This window comes from Lutibacter maritimus (assembly GCF_900116115.1).
Classification (GTDB): Bacteria; Bacteroidota; Bacteroidia; order Flavobacteriales; family Flavobacteriaceae; genus Lutibacter; species Lutibacter maritimus.
Genome location: NZ_FOZP01000011.1, coordinates 34,784 through 52,033, shown reverse-complemented (window position 1 = coordinate 52,033; position 17,250 = coordinate 34,784). Strand labels below are relative to the sequence as shown.

The 17,250-nt window shown below is 28.3% G+C and carries 17 protein-coding genes, 1 tRNA gene and 1 pseudogene; 9 read left to right on the top strand and 10 right to left on the bottom strand.

Going from position 1 to position 17,250, the window contains the following annotated elements; all coding sequences use genetic code 11:
* Nucleotides 1-314 (top strand): annotated as a pseudogene (locus BM335_RS15790) (hypothetical protein); the annotation flags it as partial.
* 53 nt (nucleotides 315-367) lie between these two features.
* Here the strand turns inward: BM335_RS15790 and BM335_RS15165 are convergent.
* The 6 genes from BM335_RS15165 to BM335_RS15140 all read right to left on the bottom strand — a co-directional run bounded on the left by BM335_RS15165 (nucleotide 368) and on the right by BM335_RS15140 (nucleotide 6,882).
* Nucleotides 368-442, bottom strand: a tRNA-Val gene (locus tag BM335_RS15165).
* Between the two features lie 244 nt (nucleotides 443-686).
* Nucleotides 687-2,693, bottom strand: a complete 2,007-nt coding sequence (locus tag BM335_RS15160; protein ID WP_090230593.1) for a DUF349 domain-containing protein — start codon at nucleotides 2,691-2,693, stop codon at nucleotides 687-689.
* Between the two features lie 107 nt (nucleotides 2,694-2,800).
* A complete protein-coding gene (locus BM335_RS15155) occupies nucleotides 2,801-3,550 on the bottom strand; it encodes a shikimate dehydrogenase family protein (RefSeq protein ID WP_177219229.1) in 750 nt (249 codons plus the stop codon).
* Nucleotides 3,543-4,565 carry a DUF368 domain-containing protein gene (locus BM335_RS15150; protein WP_090230588.1) on the bottom strand — a complete coding sequence of 341 codons (1,023 nt, stop codon included), beginning with the start codon at nucleotides 4,563-4,565 and terminating at the stop codon, nucleotides 3,543-3,545. The genes BM335_RS15155 and BM335_RS15150 overlap by 8 nt, the downstream gene beginning before the upstream one ends.
* A 3-nt stretch (nucleotides 4,566-4,568) precedes the next feature.
* The gene (locus BM335_RS15145; RefSeq protein ID WP_090230585.1) at nucleotides 4,569-5,501 is read right to left on the bottom strand and encodes a polyprenyl-phosphate transporter; all 933 of its coding nucleotides are present in this window, start codon (nucleotides 5,499-5,501) and stop codon (nucleotides 4,569-4,571) included.
* 46 nt (nucleotides 5,502-5,547) lie between these two features.
* Complete coding sequence (locus BM335_RS15140; RefSeq protein WP_245780687.1) at nucleotides 5,548-6,882, bottom strand: tetratricopeptide repeat protein; 1,335 nt, start codon at nucleotides 6,880-6,882, stop codon at nucleotides 5,548-5,550.
* A gap of 188 nt (nucleotides 6,883-7,070) precedes the next feature.
* Here BM335_RS15140 and pyrR point away from each other — a divergent pair, with 188 nt between their 5' ends.
* Genes pyrR through BM335_RS15115 form a run of 5 tightly spaced genes read left to right on the top strand, consistent with a single transcriptional unit; the run spans nucleotide 7,071 to nucleotide 10,171 of the window.
* The gene (gene pyrR / locus BM335_RS15135; RefSeq protein ID WP_090230604.1) at nucleotides 7,071-7,610 is read left to right on the top strand and encodes a bifunctional pyr operon transcriptional regulator/uracil phosphoribosyltransferase PyrR; all 540 of its coding nucleotides are present in this window, start codon (nucleotides 7,071-7,073) and stop codon (nucleotides 7,608-7,610) included.
* 4 nt (nucleotides 7,611-7,614) lie between these two features.
* Nucleotides 7,615-8,547, top strand: coding sequence for an aspartate carbamoyltransferase catalytic subunit (locus BM335_RS15130; protein WP_090230578.1), 933 nt, complete (start codon nucleotides 7,615-7,617; stop codon nucleotides 8,545-8,547).
* Between the two features lies 1 nt (nucleotide 8,548).
* Nucleotides 8,549-8,881 carry a hypothetical protein gene (locus BM335_RS15125; RefSeq protein WP_090230573.1) on the top strand — a complete coding sequence of 111 codons (333 nt, stop codon included), beginning with the start codon at nucleotides 8,549-8,551 and terminating at the stop codon, nucleotides 8,879-8,881.
* 16 nt (nucleotides 8,882-8,897) lie between these two features.
* Nucleotides 8,898-9,257 (top strand): T9SS type A sorting domain-containing protein, encoded by a 360-nt coding sequence (locus tag BM335_RS15120; protein WP_090230570.1) that lies wholly within the window; start codon nucleotides 8,898-8,900, stop codon nucleotides 9,255-9,257.
* Nucleotides 9,254-10,171 carry a ribonuclease Z gene (locus tag BM335_RS15115; protein ID WP_090230566.1) on the top strand — a complete coding sequence of 306 codons (918 nt, stop codon included), beginning with the start codon at nucleotides 9,254-9,256 and terminating at the stop codon, nucleotides 10,169-10,171. The genes BM335_RS15120 and BM335_RS15115 overlap by 4 nt, the downstream gene beginning before the upstream one ends.
* Before the next feature lie 7 nt (nucleotides 10,172-10,178).
* Here the strand turns inward: BM335_RS15115 and BM335_RS15110 are convergent, their stop codons facing one another.
* Nucleotides 10,179-10,901, bottom strand: coding sequence for a hypothetical protein (locus BM335_RS15110; RefSeq protein WP_090230562.1), 723 nt, complete (start codon nucleotides 10,899-10,901; stop codon nucleotides 10,179-10,181).
* Between the two features lie 234 nt (nucleotides 10,902-11,135).
* Here BM335_RS15110 and BM335_RS15105 point away from each other — a divergent pair, with 234 nt between their 5' ends.
* Entirely contained in the window at nucleotides 11,136-12,029 is an 894-nt protein-coding gene (locus tag BM335_RS15105; RefSeq protein ID WP_090230557.1) for a J domain-containing protein, read from the top strand.
* Nucleotides 12,026-12,319, top strand: a complete 294-nt coding sequence (locus BM335_RS15100) for a chaperone modulator CbpM (RefSeq protein ID WP_177219228.1) — start codon at nucleotides 12,026-12,028, stop codon at nucleotides 12,317-12,319. The genes BM335_RS15105 and BM335_RS15100 overlap by 4 nt, the downstream gene beginning before the upstream one ends.
* 35 nt (nucleotides 12,320-12,354) lie before the next feature.
* On the opposite strand, the gene BM335_RS15095 is transcribed toward BM335_RS15100, so the two are convergent.
* A complete protein-coding gene (locus BM335_RS15095) occupies nucleotides 12,355-12,717 on the bottom strand; it encodes a CoA-binding protein (protein ID WP_090230550.1) in 363 nt (120 codons plus the stop codon).
* A gap of 130 nt (nucleotides 12,718-12,847) precedes the next feature.
* On the opposite strand from BM335_RS15095, the gene BM335_RS15090 reads away from it, so the two are divergent.
* The gene (locus BM335_RS15090; protein WP_090230547.1) at nucleotides 12,848-15,220 is read left to right on the top strand and encodes a TonB-dependent receptor; all 2,373 of its coding nucleotides are present in this window, start codon (nucleotides 12,848-12,850) and stop codon (nucleotides 15,218-15,220) included.
* A 209-nt stretch (nucleotides 15,221-15,429) separates the two neighbouring features.
* On the opposite strand, the gene BM335_RS15085 is transcribed toward BM335_RS15090, so the two are convergent.
* Nucleotides 15,430-16,437: a 3-oxoacyl-ACP synthase III family protein gene (locus BM335_RS15085; RefSeq protein WP_090230543.1), complete on the bottom strand. Its 1,008-nt coding sequence runs from the start codon at nucleotides 16,435-16,437 to the stop codon at nucleotides 15,430-15,432.
* 115 nt (nucleotides 16,438-16,552) lie between these two features.
* Nucleotides 16,553-17,245: a nitroreductase family protein gene (locus BM335_RS15080; protein WP_090230539.1), complete on the bottom strand. Its 693-nt coding sequence runs from the start codon at nucleotides 17,243-17,245 to the stop codon at nucleotides 16,553-16,555.
* Between the last annotated feature and the right edge of the window lie 5 nt (nucleotides 17,246-17,250).

Genomic DNA, 17,250 nt, shown 5'->3' with positions numbered 1-17,250 from the left:
CAGAAGGAACAGGAGTAACCAATCATTTACCTTTTGCACCAGTACTTGTAAAACCAGTATTAAATGCAACTGTACAAACAGCTACAGCTACATTAGAATGGACCGCTAGTGATGTGGATACTTCTGATGCGTTAACCTATGATGTATATGTTGGAACATCCAATCCGCCAACAGCAAAACTAGGGGATAATATCTCGGCAAATTCTTTAACCGTGTCTGTGAACGCTTCAACCAATTATTACTGGAAAGTTGTTGTGAAAGACAATAAAGGCGGTCAAACAATTGGGCAAATTTGGAACTTTGTAACGGATTAATAAAACATTTATAAAATGAAAAAAGCTTCCAAATTTGGAAGCTTTTTTGTTTGTGGGCAATGAGGGATTCGAACCCCCGACCCCCTCGGTGTAAACGAGGTGCTCTGAACCAACTGAGCTAATTGCCCTAAGCGGATGCAAATATATAATTACATTTTCTAATTATCAAAGATTTTTACATAATATTTTATAAAATATTTTACAATTTAAAATAAAAAAACCGAGAAGAAATCAACAAGCTAAAAATCAATATTTTAAATTAAAAAAATATAAGTTTAGCTGTATTTTAAATAAATATTTAATTAAATTTTATAAAAAAAGGAGTTCTTATTCAAAAACTCCTTTTTATTTATTGTCACTATAAATATTATTTTAATACTCCAACTGTCTTAAATAATCTAGTTTAGCTTTCCAAATTTCTAACTTTTCTTTGTATTCATTTATGTTATTTCTAACATTTTTAACTAAAGGATTGTCTTCTTTAATATTTGAAATAAAACCTAAATTGTTTTCTAATTGTTGTATTTCTTTTACAGATTCATCAATTCTTTTTCTTACAAAAAGTTGTTCTGAATCTAGTTTTCTATAATTCTTTTGCTCTAAGTAACCATTCACAAGAATTTTAAACTTTATCATTTCAACTTCTTCCTTGTCAATATCGTCATTAGTTTCAACTACTTTATCAATAAGTTTATTAAATTTCACTTCAATATGTCTCATTTCAAAAGGAACCCTTCCTAAGTTTCTCCAATCATTCACATATTCTTTTATGTCATCTAAGGTTAAATCTTTGTCATCATCTTCAACATCTTCTTTCAAATTCTTTAAAATATCTTTCTTTTCATTAAAAACCTCTAGCTGTTCTTTATTTCCAGCATCTTGTCTTTTGTGAAGTCTATCAAAATAATGGTTACAAGCATCTTTAAATTCTTTCCAAAGTTTATCAGAGTATTTTCTAGGCACATGACCAATCTTTTTCCAATCGGCTTGAATTTTTTTCATTATTTCGGTTGCTGACTCCCAATCTTCACTATCTTTTAAAGCAATTGCTTTTTCAATTAATGCTTTTTTAGCATTTAAATTATCTAGATGGTCTTTTTTTACTTCTTTAAAAAATTTGTTTTTTTCAACATTAAACTTTTTAGTTGCAGCTTTAAATTTTCCCCAAATTTTATCACTTACATTTCTAGGTGTTTGACCAATACTAAAAAACTTATTACGCAATGCATCTATTTCATCAATACTCTTTTGCCAATCTGCTCTAGATTTGTTTTTTGAGGTATCTATGGCTTCAATTAATGCAATCACTTCATTTTTAGCTTCAACATTTTCATCGTATTTTGATCTAACATCTTTAAAAAACTCATGTCTTTTGTCATGTATTTTTTTTGTTGCTTCGCTAAATCTATTCCAAACTTCTTCTCTATCGGCTCTTGCTACAGGACCAACTTCTTCTTTCCAAAGTTTATGTACTACTTGTAATTCTTTAAAAGCTTCATTTACATCTTCTAATTCTGCTAACTCTTCAGCTTTTTGAACTAATTTTAATTTTTCTTCTAAATTATGTTTAAAATCAAGCTCTCTTAAATCATTGTTTAAATGTAATAAATCATAAAAGCGTTCAACATGGTGATGATAAGTTCTCCAAGTATCATTATATTTTGCTCTTGGTATTGGGCCAATTTCGCGCCATTTTGTTTGAATGTCTTTAAATATTTTATACATCGTAGATCCATCAGCATTATCAATTAAATGCTTTAAATCTTCAATTAATTCAAGTTTAGCTTCTAAGTTTTTTTTCAGTGTATTTTCCTGATTTGCGTAAAACTCGTTTCTTTTTACTTTATAGTCGTACAAAATACTATTGTACGTGGTTTTTATAGGATCGCTATATTGAAAATCAACAATATTACCTCCTTCTTCTAAAAATTTAGCTTTTTCTTTTCTTAAAACCTCACCAAACTTAACGTTAAACGCATTTTTAATGCTGTTTACATTATTTTGAATGCTTTGCACAGGACTTTCTTTTACTAAAATAGTAAGTTCTGCAACTAACTCTTCTAAAGTTAAGGCAGAATAGTCTTTATCCTCCATATTTACGTGCTCAATCTTTTCAGAACTTGCAGCAATTTCGTCATCAATTTCATCCATAGCTTTGTTGGATGATTCTATGGGTTCAGGAGTAGTTTCAGCTTTAATAATTTCTTCTGAAGGCACTTCTTCAGAAACTTTTTCTTCTGTTGCTGATTCTTGAATCACTTCCTCTTGAACTGTTTCTTCTATAGTTGATTCCTGAACTGTTTCTTTTTGAATTTCCTCAGAATTTTGAGGCGTTGTAGCATTGCTTTCTTCTGGCACTTTGGTATTCTCGTCTAACATATAAAAATGTTTAAGGTTCAATTTTAAGTTTATAACAGCAAATTATTTACTGTTTCATTATAAGATGTAATTTCAATATAAAAGTTGCGTAATTTTTTAATAAATATTTATTCTAAATTCCAAATTTCCCACGACTTCTCGGCTTGTAATTCTAACATATCATAGCCATTTTTTATTGTAGCTCCCCTATTTTTCCCTTCTCTTAAAAATTTTGTTTCAGCTGGATTATAAATCAAATCAAATAATAAATGTTTTTGATTTATAAATTGATAAGGAATATTTGGAGCTTCATCAACATTTGGATGTGTACCCACTGGTGAACAATTTATAATAATGGTATATTCGTCTAATATTTCTTTAGTTAATAATGAATATAAAAATACATTTTCAGAAACTTTTCTTGACACAAATTTAAATTCTATTCCCATTTTTTTAAAGGCGAATCCAACTGCTTTTGATGCGCCTCCAGTTCCTAAAATTAATGCTTTTTTATGATGTAATTTTAATAAAGGTTCTATCGATTTTTGAAACCCATAAACATCTGTATTATAACCAATTAATTTATTATTGTCAGTTATTTTAATAGTATTAACTGCACCAATTTCTTTTGCTTCATCATCAACTTCATTTAAATACCTCATAATACTTTCTTTATAAGGAATTGTAACGTTTAATCCTTTAAATTCGTGTTCTTTATGATATAAAATAAAAGGAAATTCTTCAATTTCAGGAATGTCAAAATTGAAATATTTAAAGTCATTCAATCCCATTTTACTAAATTTTTCAGTAAAATATTTTGGTGAAAATGAATATGAAATATTTTTACCTATTAATCCAAATTTAAATCTATTATTCATCAATATATTCTTTTCTTTCTTTTCCAAACTTGTCTAATACAAGAATTAATGTAATTCCTACAAATACAAATAAAATAGCTATCCAAGTTTCTAATGTATAAAAATTAGGAAAATATCTTTCAAAATTTTGAATTATTTTATCTCCATTTGAATCCAACATTATTTGATTGTCTACTATTTTATAAATTTCCTTTTTCCAAGGCCACACAATACCCAGTGAACCTGTAATAAAACCAATTATTACGGCTGTTACAATTTGATGCCAACGTTTTAAAACCCAGCCTAAAATATGTGATGTTGTTACCAAACCAAATGCTGAACCTAAAGTAAATGTACCTATAATTTTTAAATAATTTATGCGCTCTTGGCTATCCATAAAGCTAAAGTCACCAGTAAAAATTTCGGTTAAAGTTTTGAATAACATTGCAACGGAATCAACCAATAAAAGTACATAATTACCCATTAAAATTAAAATAAATGAACCTGACAAACCTGGTAAAGTCATCCCGGAAACTCCAATTATTCCGCAGAAAAAGACAAACCATAAATTATCATTTTCTTTTGCAGGACTCATAAAACTTATAGAAATTCCAATAATTGCACCTGTAATCATAGAAACGGTATTTTTGGTATTCCAATCGTTAAAATCTTTTGAGATGTAATAAATGGAACCTATAATCATTCCAAAAAAAGTGCTCCAAACATATAATTCATAATTATCAATTAAATAATCTAGAACTAACGAAACACTAAAATAACTAAACATACTTCCGCTAAAAACCAATACTAAAAATGGTGCATTTGTATAATAATAAAAACTTTTAAACCTACCGTTGAATAATAATTTAAAAGCTTTAAAATTTATTTTTTTGAAGGAATAAATCATTTCTTCGTAAAAACCTAACACAAAAGAAACCATTCCACCAGAAACTCCAGGAACTTTATTTGCTGCCCCCATAGATAATCCTTTTAAAAAAAGGAAAAATTTATCAGCAAAAGTACGTTCCCGTGCCATAATTTATTTTTTTAATGAAGAATTCGCTAATTTTTCTAATATTAAAATTAATGCAAAGCCAAACAAAGCCAATAAAATTGCAGTAGAAATATGAGCTTCACCATTAAAATTCAAAGGTGAAACACTTTGTTCATTAAATGGTACTTTAATACCATGTGAATTTGTGCGCCAAGTTAATGTTTCTTTCCAAGGCCAAATTTTATTTAATGACCCCAAAATAAATCCAGTTAAAACTGATAGTGTAAAATTTTTATAATGTTTAAAAAGCCAATTTAATATTTTTGAAAAAGACAATAGTCCTACTATTGCTCCTGCAGCCAACGTAGCTAACAATTTAAAATCTTTATCATGAATAGCATCTAAAACAGGTTTATATGCGCCTAAAAGCACTAAAATAAATGCGCCCGATATGCCCGGTAAAATCATAGCGCAAATAGCTAATACGCCTGCTAAAAATATGAATAATGGTGAAGAATGTTCACTTACCAAAGGTTGTAACGTGGTAATATAAAAAGCTCCAATAGCTCCAATTAAAAGTAATATTACTGTAATAAAATTCCATTCTGTAATTTGCTTAGCAACATATAAAATACTTGCCAAAACCAATCCGAAAAAGAATGACCAGACTAAAATTGGCTGATTTTCAAGCAAATAAGAAATTATTTTTGATAAAGATATTACACTGATAAAAATCCCTAGCAAAAGTGCCACTAAAAAATTTCCGTTTACTCTTTTCCAAGCAGCTTTAATTCCTTCATTTTTTAATACTTTTAATGTATTAAAATTTACTGAACTTATACTTGACAACAGCTCTTCATAAATTCCTGAAATAAAAGCTATTGTGCCTCCTGAAACTCCAGGAACAACATCTGCAGCACCCATTGCCACACCCTTTAAAGTAATAATTAAATATTGGAAAAAATTTCTTTGTTGCATTTGACTTTATATGATTTCTGACAAATGTAACATTTTTATAGCAAGTTTATTTGAAATTATGAATGACTTCTTTTACAATTTCCATTTCATAAACTTCTGGAAATAATTCTTTAATAATAACGTGATATTCAAAGTCTGTTTTTAAAGCCTTTTTTAAATGAGTTTCAGCTTTTTTATAATTTTTAAATTTAAAATATAAGCAAGCTAATCTGTAATCTATTTCTGCTAAATTTTTAAAATAGGTTTTCGCTTTTTGTAAATACACCAACGCGTCTTCAAATTCACCTAAAAAACATAAAACATCACTTATTCCAACCCATATTATTAAATCAAAATCTTGTAAAATTATACAATTTTCAAAAGCTTCAACGGCTTCTTCAAAAAGGTTTAATTTTAAATTAATTTCAGCAAATTTACGCCAATACAAAGAGTTTTGATCGTCAATTTCTATAGCTTTATTAATGTTGTATAATGCTTTATTATAGTTTTTACGTTTTAAATACAACTCAGTAATGGCTATCCAACCTTTATCTAATAAGGGGTCTTCGTGTACAGCTTTTTTATAAAACTCTATTGCTTGGGTAAATTTTTTTAAGCACTCATAACATTCTCCAATTCTTAAAAAGGCGAAAGCCGTAGGATCATCAAGCTTTATAGTAATTTTATAATTTTCAATAGCTTCTTCCCATAAACTAAGTTGCTCTAAAGTTTTGGCTTTTTCTAAATATGCGCCAACAAAAAACTCATCAATTAAAACTGCATAATCAAATGCTCTTAAAGCTTCTTCATATTGTTCTAAAATAAAATGTTGCCTTCCTAATTGATGCCAAGCTACTTCACTGTATGGGTCTTTATCAATATAACTATTAATGTAAACTATTGCTTCTTGGTGCTGATTTTGCATATCAAAGCAATAAATTACGTTGTATAATGATGAATAATCTTCAAAATCAACTTCTAAGCACTTTGCAAAATTTAGGCGTGCTTCGTCAAAATTATCTAAATACAAATATTCCATACCTATCATTGAAAGTACATCAACTTCATCATCGGTATAATTCAGCGCTATTTTTAAGGCATTTATAGCACCAAAATGGTCATCATTTTTAGATAAAATACTTGCTTGTTGAATATAAACCTCTTCATTTGTTGGTTCTATAGCTTGAATTTCTTTTAATAATTTGGTTGCTTCGTCAATTTCATCATTAAAAATAAGTAATTCTGCTTTTAATAATTTTAACATTACAGAATTTGGATGTTGCTTTAACCCTAAAGTTATGGCTTTATTTGCCAATGAATTTTTTCCAGAATCTAAATAATAATGTATAATCTCCTCAAACTCAACCGAATCAAAAAAATAAACGCTATTTGTTTTAAGCATTGATTCAAATTTTGATAACGAAACATTATTTTCTCTAGGAGTTAAAGGCATAGTAGTAAATAAACAATTACTTTAGCAATAAAAGTACAAGAACAAAGTAAAAAATTAAAAATAACTTCTAAATGTTTTTAACAAATTAATTAACAAAATGCTTTATATTTGTATTCCAAACAATGTTTGGTACTACAATGAGTAAAAAAATACTACTTAACTCTAAAGAAATAAATATCATTTTACATCGATTGGCATGTCAGCTAATTGAAAATCACAATAACTTTAAAAACACTGTTTTAATTGGAATTCAACCCAGAGGCACCTTTTTAGCAGAGCGTTTAGTTACTATTTTAAAAGATGAATATCATATTTCTAATATTGAATTTGGGCAATTAGATATTACTTTTTATAGAGATGACTTTAGGCGAAGAGAAGCCCCTCTTGAAGCCAATAAAACTAATATTAATTTTATTGTTGAAGATAAAAATGTTGTTTTTATTGATGACGTATTGTTTTCTGGCAGAAGTATTAGAGCTGCATTAACAGCAATACAATCTTTTGGAAGACCTATAAATATTGAACTATTAGTATTAATTGATAGACGATTTAGCCGTCATTTACCAATTCAACCAGACTATAGAGGCAGACAAGTTGATGTTATCAATGAAGAAAAAGTTACCGTCAATTGGAAAGAAAGAGATGGAAAAGATGCCGTTTACATTATAAATAAATAAGTACATGAATCAGTTAAGCGTACAACACCTTTTAGGAATTAAACATATTAATAAAGCCGATATTGATTTAATTTTTAAAACTGCCGACCACTTTAAAGAAGTTATAAACAGACCCATAAAAAAAGTTCCTTCATTAAGAGATATTACCATTGCTAATTTATTTTTTGAAAACAGTACTCGAACAAAACTATCGTTTGAATTAGCTGAAAAAAGATTGTCGGCTGATGTAATTAATTTTTCAGCAAGTCAATCATCCGTAAAAAAAGGAGAAACGTTAATTGATACCGCAAACAATATTTTATCAATGAAAGTTGATTTAATTGTAATGCGTCACCCACACGTTGGTGCTTGCGACTTTTTATCGAAACACGTAAATGCCAGAATTGTAAACGCTGGTGATGGCACACACGAACATCCAACACAAGCACTTTTAGATTCCTACTCTATTAGAGAAAAATTAGGTTCTGTAGCTGGCAAAAAAATAGTTATTGTTGGTGATATTTTACATTCTCGTGTGGCACTTTCAAATATTTACGCATTAAAACTACAAGGTGCAGAAGTTAAGGTTTGTGGACCAAAAACATTATTACCAAAATACATTGAAGAATTAGGAGTTAGCATTGAACCAAATATTAAAAAAGCACTAGAATGGTGTGATGTTGCCAATGTTTTAAGAGTTCAGAATGAGCGAATGGCAATCAATTATTTTCCATCAACAAGAGAGTATACGCAACTTTTTGGAATAAATAAATCATTATTAGACTCAATTGGCAAGAAAATTGTTATAATGCATCCAGGGCCAATTAACAGAGGCGTAGAAATTACAAGTGATGTTGCCGATGCTGATCAATCTATCATTCTAAATCAAGTTGAAAATGGTGTAGCAATTAGAATGGCTGTAATTTATTTGTTAGCCGAACAAATTAAAAGAAATTAAAATGAAAATTAAGAAAACTGCATCTTATACTCACATTATATCTACTGAAAATTCAGTAGTAGAATTTGTTACAAATTTTAATGAGAAATACTCGCAATTATCTGAACAACATCTTATTATTGATTTTTCGGAAAAAATTAACATTGAAATTAAAGATTTATTATTATTTTTGAAAACAAGTTTAAAACACCAAACAAACGGTTTTAGTTTTGTAATAATTAGCAATGGAATTGATATAGACGATATTCCAGACGAAATAAATGTAGTACCAACTTTTATAGAAGCATTAGATATTTTGGAGATGGATGCTATTGAACGAGATTTAGGATTTTAAAATTAGTTGCTTATTGATGAAAAAATTACTTTTAATAACATTTTTATTAGTTACTACTATTGGATTTTGCCAGCAAAATTTTAATGGTAATGGTGCTATTAATAAAAATCAAACTATTGAAACTATTTTATCATTATCCGCTTACCCAAACCCATTTACAATAAAAACTAGAATAAACTTTATTTCAAGTAAAGATCAAATTATTGAATTTACAGTTAAAAATTTATTAGGTAAAACTGTTTATCTTGAAAAAATTGACGCTTCATCAGGTAATAATTCTATTATATTTAACAGAAATAATTTATCTCCTGGAATGTATATTTACTCTTTACAAACAGAAACAGAAGTGATTTCAAAAAGATTAGTTATTAAATGAGTTTAAAACTCACTATTTTAGGGTGTCATTCAGCTACACCTCGTATTAACGCACACCCAACTTCTCAATTTTTAGAAATAAAAAATCATCATTTTTTAATTGATTGCGGAGAAGGAACTCAAGTTCAACTGCGTAAATTTGGCGTGAAGTTTTCAAAAATTAAACACATCTTTATTTCTCACCTACACGGCGATCATTTTTTTGGTTTGGTAGGTTTAATTTCTACTTTCAGACTTTTAAATAGAGAAACAGAATTGCATGTTTATGGGCCAAAAGGAATTAAAGAAGCTATAACACTTCAGCTTAAACTTTCTAATTCCTGGACACAATATCCTTTATTATTTCATGAGTTAACCAGTTTCGATAGCGAATTAATTTTTGAAGATAAATCTGTTGAAGTACACACAATTCCTTTAAAACATAGAGTGTATACCAACGGTTTTTTATTTAAAGAAAAAGAAGGTGAACGTAAATTAAATATGAACGCTATTTTAAATTATGATGAAATTGAAGTGTGCGATTATCAAAATTTAAAAAATGGACGAGACTTTACATTAAAGAATGGTACTGTTTTAAAAAATAAAATATTAACACTAAACCCTTCATTACCTAAAAGTTACGCATTTTGTAGTGATACTGCTTATTTTCCTGAAATTATTCCAATTATTAAAAATGTAAATTGTCTTTATCATGAAAGTACGTTTTTAAAAGATAAAGAAAATTTAGCCTTAAAAACATTACATTCCACTTCTGAACAAGCCGCAAATATTGCAAAACAAGCAAATGTACAACAATTAATTTTGGGACATTACAGCGGGCGTTATAAAAATATTGAGGATTTTAAAACCGAAGCCCAAGAAATTTTTAAAAACTCTGTATTGGCTGAAACTGGTAAAGTTTTTGAAATAAATTAACACGCATTTATTTAGCCTTTCTAGTGCGCTTTTTTAACTTAAAAATCCTATCATTATAAAAGTCTTTCAACTCATTTATAAATGTTAACGGATTTTGATACTCCGTTAAAACTTTATACGTATGTTTTGCTTTTGCAAACTCTAATTGCTTTATAATTTTCTCTAATTCATTTTTTAAATAATTATCTGCAATTAAAGCTGTTTTTTCTAATGTTTGATTTTTATCATTCTCAATTGTTTTACCAATAAAAATATGTGAATGAAACTTTTTTAAATCATTTAAATTTCCTGTTTGGTAGATTTCAATCAATTTTGTGGTAATTTCTGTAGCTAAATCTATTTTTTCATGATTCATTGAAAATTTATCAGGATGTACTTGTAACATTGCTTCTCTATACAACCGTTTTTTTTCATTTTTTTCATCATTACTTAGGTTATTAATAGTTGTCCTATTTACAACTTTTAAACCTTGTTTTTCAACATAATTTTTTCCGCGTTGTTTTTGAGCCAAACGCTTGTCCTTTTTTTGTTGTTGTAGTTTTTTATAAAGCACAGTTAATTCACGTTCTTCAATAAGTTCATTTTCTAAATGACTTCGTAAAATAGCTTCAAAAGCAGCTGTTTTTTGTTCAACAATAGCCAATTCTTCTTGCAAAGTTTTAATCTTCGCTTTTAACAAAAGGTATTCTTGTTCATTATTGTTTTCAATTGGAAAATGTTTTTCTTTCATTTATTTACATTTAGCGCTCACAACGTTGGTAAAAAAAGAGCAATTTACTATCTAATTATTAAAATTCATCAGCATGTAAAACAATAATTGTTTTCTGTTCAAAACAAAATTTTATTTGTAACTTTATGTTTATTTCACACGAAATTTAAATATTACCGTTTCCTTTTTAAAACTTAAATTTTATCCTTAAAAGTATTAAAATTGGATTAATAACTACTTAAAATAATTGATGTTATGGCATTTATAGATTATTATAAAATTTTAGGTATTGATAAAAATGCGACTGAAAAAGATATAAAAAAAGCGTATAGAAAATTAGCTAGAAAATATCATCCAGATTTAAATCCGAACAACAAAGAAGCTGAAAAAAGATTTAAAGAAATTAATGAGGCTAATGAAGTGTTGAGTAATGTTGAAAATAGAAAAAAGTACGATAAATATGGTAAAGACTGGGAACACGCAGAGCACTTTGAAAAAGCAGAGCAAGAACAACAATATAGAAGAAGTAGCCAACAACAAACATCTGGTGGTTTTAATGAAAGTGATTACTCCGCCTTTTTTGAATCTATGTTTGGAGGTCATGCATCTAACAGAAGAAGTAACAACATTCAATTTAAAGGGCAAGATTATAATGCCGAACTACAACTTAACTTAACAGATGTTTATACCACTCACAAAAGAACATTAGCTGTAAATGGCAAAAACATTCGCCTAACCATTCCTGCTGGAGTAAAAAATGGTCAAACAATAAAAATTAAAGGCTATGGAGGACAAGGAATAAACGGAGGACCGAACGGCGATTTACATATTAAGTTCTCCATTATAAATAACACTCCTTTTAAACTAGACCAAGACAATCTTTACAAAACTATTGATTTAGATTTATACAAAGCCATTTTAGGCGGTGATATAACTGTTGAAACTTTTGATGGCAAAGTAAAATTACCTGTTAAACCAGAAACTAAAAACGGAACTAAAGTAAAATTAAAAGGTAAAGGTTTTCCGGTTTATAAAAAAGAAGGAATGTTTGGCGATTTATTTATAACCTATGAAATAAAAATACCTGAAAATTTGAGTGCAAAAGAAAAAGAATTATTTAATGAACTTGCTAAAATTAGAACATTATGAGTTTAAGTAACTTTATACCAATCAAACTTTTATGCAATCAATACAACATAGAAATATCTTTTATTAGTAATTTAAGTGAATTTGATTTAATTGAAATTATTACTATTGAAAAAACACAATACATTCATCAAGATAAAATAAGTGATCTTGAAAAAATGATCAGAATTCATCATGAATTAGGCGTTAATATAGAGGGAATTGATGTTGTTTTTAACATGCTTTCTAAAATTCATGAGTTAGAAAATGAATTAAATTCCGTGAAAAATAGATTGAAATTATATGAAAACTAAAAAAAATTTAAATTAAATCTAGCAGGTTTTAGTTCTCAATATTGATTTAAACTCAACAAAACTAAGGTACAAGCATTTTCAAATGCAATGTTATTATTAGTTAACAGTTCTTCCAATTCTCTATTTTCCGTTCCTGGATTAAAAATTACTCGTCTAGGCTTTAAACCTAATATATAGTTATAATATTCAACTTGGTTTTTAGCACTTAAATAAAGCGTAACAGTATCTATATCAGAAAAATCTTTCTTATAATCTTCAATTTTCACACCCTCAACATTCCCAACTCTCATTCCAATTGCCTTTACTTCTATCCCTTTATTTAAAAGTCTTTTTATTGCAATATTTGAATATCTACTAGGATTTTCCGATGCGCCAAGCACTAATGTATTTTTTTTCATTTGTTAAAATTAGTTAAAGTTTATGAAACTTAGTAACATTATTTAAAGTGTTTAGTCTGTTATACAAAACAAACCTTACAAGAGTTTTTTTTTATTACTAAAACCAAAAACTGAATCAAAATTAAAAAAAATGAGAAAATTATCACTCCTATTAGGGCTTCTAATTTCAATAACAACTTTTGCTCAAATACCATCAAACTCTAATCCAAAAACTGGAGAAATAAATGGTAAAATACTTGATGCACAAACAAAAACGGCATTACCTTATGTTTCAATAGTAATTAAAGATGGTTTAAATAAAGCTGTTACAGGTGGAATTACTGATGAAAATGGCGATTTTACAATTAAGCAAATTTCTGAAGGAGAAAATACCGTTGAAATCCAATTTATTGGTTATAAAACTGAGATTAAAAAAATTAAGGTTACTCGATTAAATTATAAAATAGATTTAGGAACCATTTTACTAACCGAAGAAGCTGCACAATTAAATGAAGTTTTAGTTGTAGCTGAAACATCAACTGTTACACAAAAAATAGACAGAAAAGTAATTAATGTTGGAAAAGATTTAACAGCAACAGGTTCAACAGCATCTGAGTTACTAAACAATGTTCAATCAGTTTCTGTTGATAGCCAAACTGGCAATATTAGTTTACGTGGAAATGATAATGTGAGAGTTTTAATTGACGGAAAACCATCAAACATTAGTACTGCACAATTATTAAAACAAATTCCATCTTCATCAATAAAAAGTGTTGAGTTAATCACAAATCCTTCTGCAAAATACAACCCAGAAGGAATGAGCGGAATTATAAATATTGTTTTACACAAAAATGCTAATTTAGGATTTAATGGCTCTGTAAATACAGGTTTAACAATTGGTGATAATACACGCTATAATGGTTCATTAGATGTAAATTTAAAAACAGGAAAAGTAAATATATTTGCCAATTATGGTACTAATAATGGAAAATATTCTAATGATGGTACTATAGAAAGATTTGACAATAACAGTAGTCAAACGTTTAATAACATCAATAAAAATGAATCACATTTAATTAAAACTGGTTTAGATTATTATTTAAATGAAAAAAATACTATTTCCTTCTTTACAACTCAAAACATTTATGATGGAAGCGCAACCGGAAATACGCAAGTAATTTATAATAACAATGATTTTGATAATATTATTCAAGATTTTTCTCCAAAATCAGACAACAAATCACAAACTTATAACCTTAATTATAAAATTGAGTTTAATAAAGAAGGACATAATTTAGAACTTGAAACCAATTATGAAAATTCACAAAACGATGAAAATTCAGTTTACAATACATACACAGGAACTCCTGCAAATTTCTCATCATATACCGATAAATCTAACAATAAAGCAACAAGCACAACTATAAATTTAGATTATGTAAATCCAATTTCTGAAACTATAAAACTAGAACTTGGCGCTGAAGTTAGAATTAACAATACAGACAATATTTATCAAAGCACATTTTTTGCAAATTCCGACTATGAATACAACAGAACAATCAATTCATTGTATGCAACTTATAGTCAAAAATTCAACAAACTTTCACTACAATTAGGCGCTAGATTAGAAATATTTAACGTTGATGCGGTGCAAGAGAACACTAAAATTTATGAAGATGATTATGTTACACTGTATCCATCAGCGTTTTTAACCTACAATCCAAGTGAAAAAAACCAATACCAATTAAGTTATAGCAGAAGAGTTGACAGACCAAACTTGCAACAAGTAAATCCAATTAGAGAATGGAGTACTCCAACAGTTTCATCTTTTGGTAATCCTGAATTAAAACCTCAGTTTACAAATTCTTTTGAAGTAAATTATACCAAACAAGTAAACAAAGGGTCTTTTACAATTGGTACTTTCTACAGAAATATTAACGATAATATTACCCGAGTTTTATTTGAAGACCCAAGTGATGTTAACCGCGTAATATTATCTTTTGATAATACTGAAGATAACAATTCTTATGGTTTAGAAATTTCATCAAACTATAAATTAACTAATTGGTGGTCTGCAAATGCAAGTTTTGATTTGTACAACCAAAAAGATAAAGGAGTAGTTGGAAACGAAAACATAGAGGTTAATAGCACAATATGGAACGCAAGAATTAATAACAACTACAAAGTTTCTGAAAATTTAAGACTACAATTATTCGGTATGTACCGTGGTTCTCAAGAATCTATTCAATGGAATGTTAAACCAATGTGGAAATTAGATTTTGGAGCAAGTTTAAATGTTTTAGATAACAAAGGAACCATATCTGCAAGAATTAGCGATATTTTTAATACTATGAGTTTTAATTTTGAAAGTGAAAAACCTTATCCACAAGCTGGTGAATTCTTTTGGGAAAGTCAAAATGCCTATATAGGCTTTAATTATAGATTTGGAGGTGGAAAAAGCAAAGCCAGAGCCAGAAAATCTAGAGACAATAACGAAGCGCAAGGTGGTGGTGGATTTTTATAAAAAATAAATTATTGTTGACACTTAGTTAACTAAATATTAACAAGTTGCACAAAATAAAACAATAGTTTCGCTGTTATTAAAACACGAGCAAAAAAATATTAAAATAAAAAGATACTTTAATTGTTTGAATTAGTTAAAAAACATCTTTTTAAAAAAAAGCCTCTAAACTTGCATTTTAGAGGCTTTTAAATTTTATACTATTTAATAATTTACCAACGCATTATTACACTTCCCCAAGTAAATCCACTACCAAAAGCAGCTAAAACAACCAAATCATTGTCTTTAATTTTACCTTTTTCCCAAGCTTCAGTTAATGCAATTACTACAGATGCAGCAGTTGTATTACCATATTTCATAATATTATTATAAATCTGATCATCTTGTAACCTAAATTTCTTTTGAATAAATTGAGAAATTCGCAAATTAGCTTGATGTGGGATTAACATATTAATATCTGAAACTTGTAAATTATTAGTTTCTAATCCTGCCATTATTGCTTCTGAAAAACGAACAACTGCGTGTTTAAACACAAAAGTTCCGTTCATATATGGAAAATACGATTCATCATTTTCATCATTTGCCTCTAAAATTTCAGGAACCCAATGTCTAATACTTGGTGCTAAAACAGTTAATTCCTCTGCATGTGCGCCTTCAGAAAATAAATGAGATGATAGTATTCCTTTCGTATTATCTTCAGTTCTTGACAAAACAACAGCACCTGCTCCATCGCCAAAAATTACAGATACGCCTCTACCTCTAGTTGTTTTATCTAAACCTCCTGAATGAAATTCAGAACCTACAACTAATATATTTTTATACATTCCTGTTTTAATAAATTGATCGGCAACAGAAAGCGCATAAATAAAACCTGAGCATTGGTTTCTAACATCCAAAGCTCCAACAGTTCGCATGTCTAACATATTTTGAATTTGTACACCACATCCTGGAAAATAATAATCAGGACTTAAAGTTGCAAAAACAATAAAATCTATATCTTTTGAAGTTAATCCAGCACGCTCAATGGCTATTCTAGAAGCTTTTGCTCCCATAACTGCAGAAGTATCCTCACTTCCATCCTTAATCCATCTTCGTTCTTTTATGCCTGTTCTTTCCTGAATCCATTCATCACTAGTATCCATAAATTTGGTCAAATCTTCATTTGTAACCACATTATCAGGCACATAGAAACCAAGTCCAGTTATTTTAGAATTATACATATTTTTTTATTTTGGTTTTAATTTAATATATCAAACATACTAAAAACTACAATGTAATACAACTATAAATGAATCATCTAATAATTAGTAAGTATTTACAAATTTTTGTATAAAATTATTCATAAATTTTCATAACCTCATTCAAATTTTTCTTCTGAATATCAGGAACATATGCATCTTCAGATGCATACCCAACTGGTAACAATAAAAAAGCGCGTTCATTATCTGGCCTATTTAATATTTTTTCTAAAAAACGCATTGGACTTGGTGTGTGTGTTAACGTTACCAAACCTGCATTATGAATGGCTGAAATTAAAAACCCACAAGCTAAACCAACAGATTCATTTACATAATAGTTTTGATGCTTGTTGCCTTGTTTATCATATTCAAAAGGTTTTTTAAAAACAACTATTAAATAAGGTGCTATTTCTAAAAAAGGCTTATTTGCATCCGTTCCTAAATGTTTTAAATCGTTTAACCATTCATCATTCATTCTTTCACTATAACTTTTTCGTTCTTCTTCTTCCGCAGCTTCTCTAATTCGCTTTTTTATTTTAGCATTTTTTACAACACAAAAAGTCCAAGGTTGTTTATTGGCTCCAGAAGGTGCTGACGAAGCAGTTTTAATTAAATTTTCAATAATATCAATTGAAAAAGCCTTATTAGAAAAATTACGTACTGACCTTCTTTGACTAATATTGTTAAAATACGTTTCAGAATTTACGCGCATTTCATTTTCAGAAAAATTATGCTGATGATATTTAATATGTTTAAATCCATCAACTAAAATAGAATCATCTGTGTGCATGATTT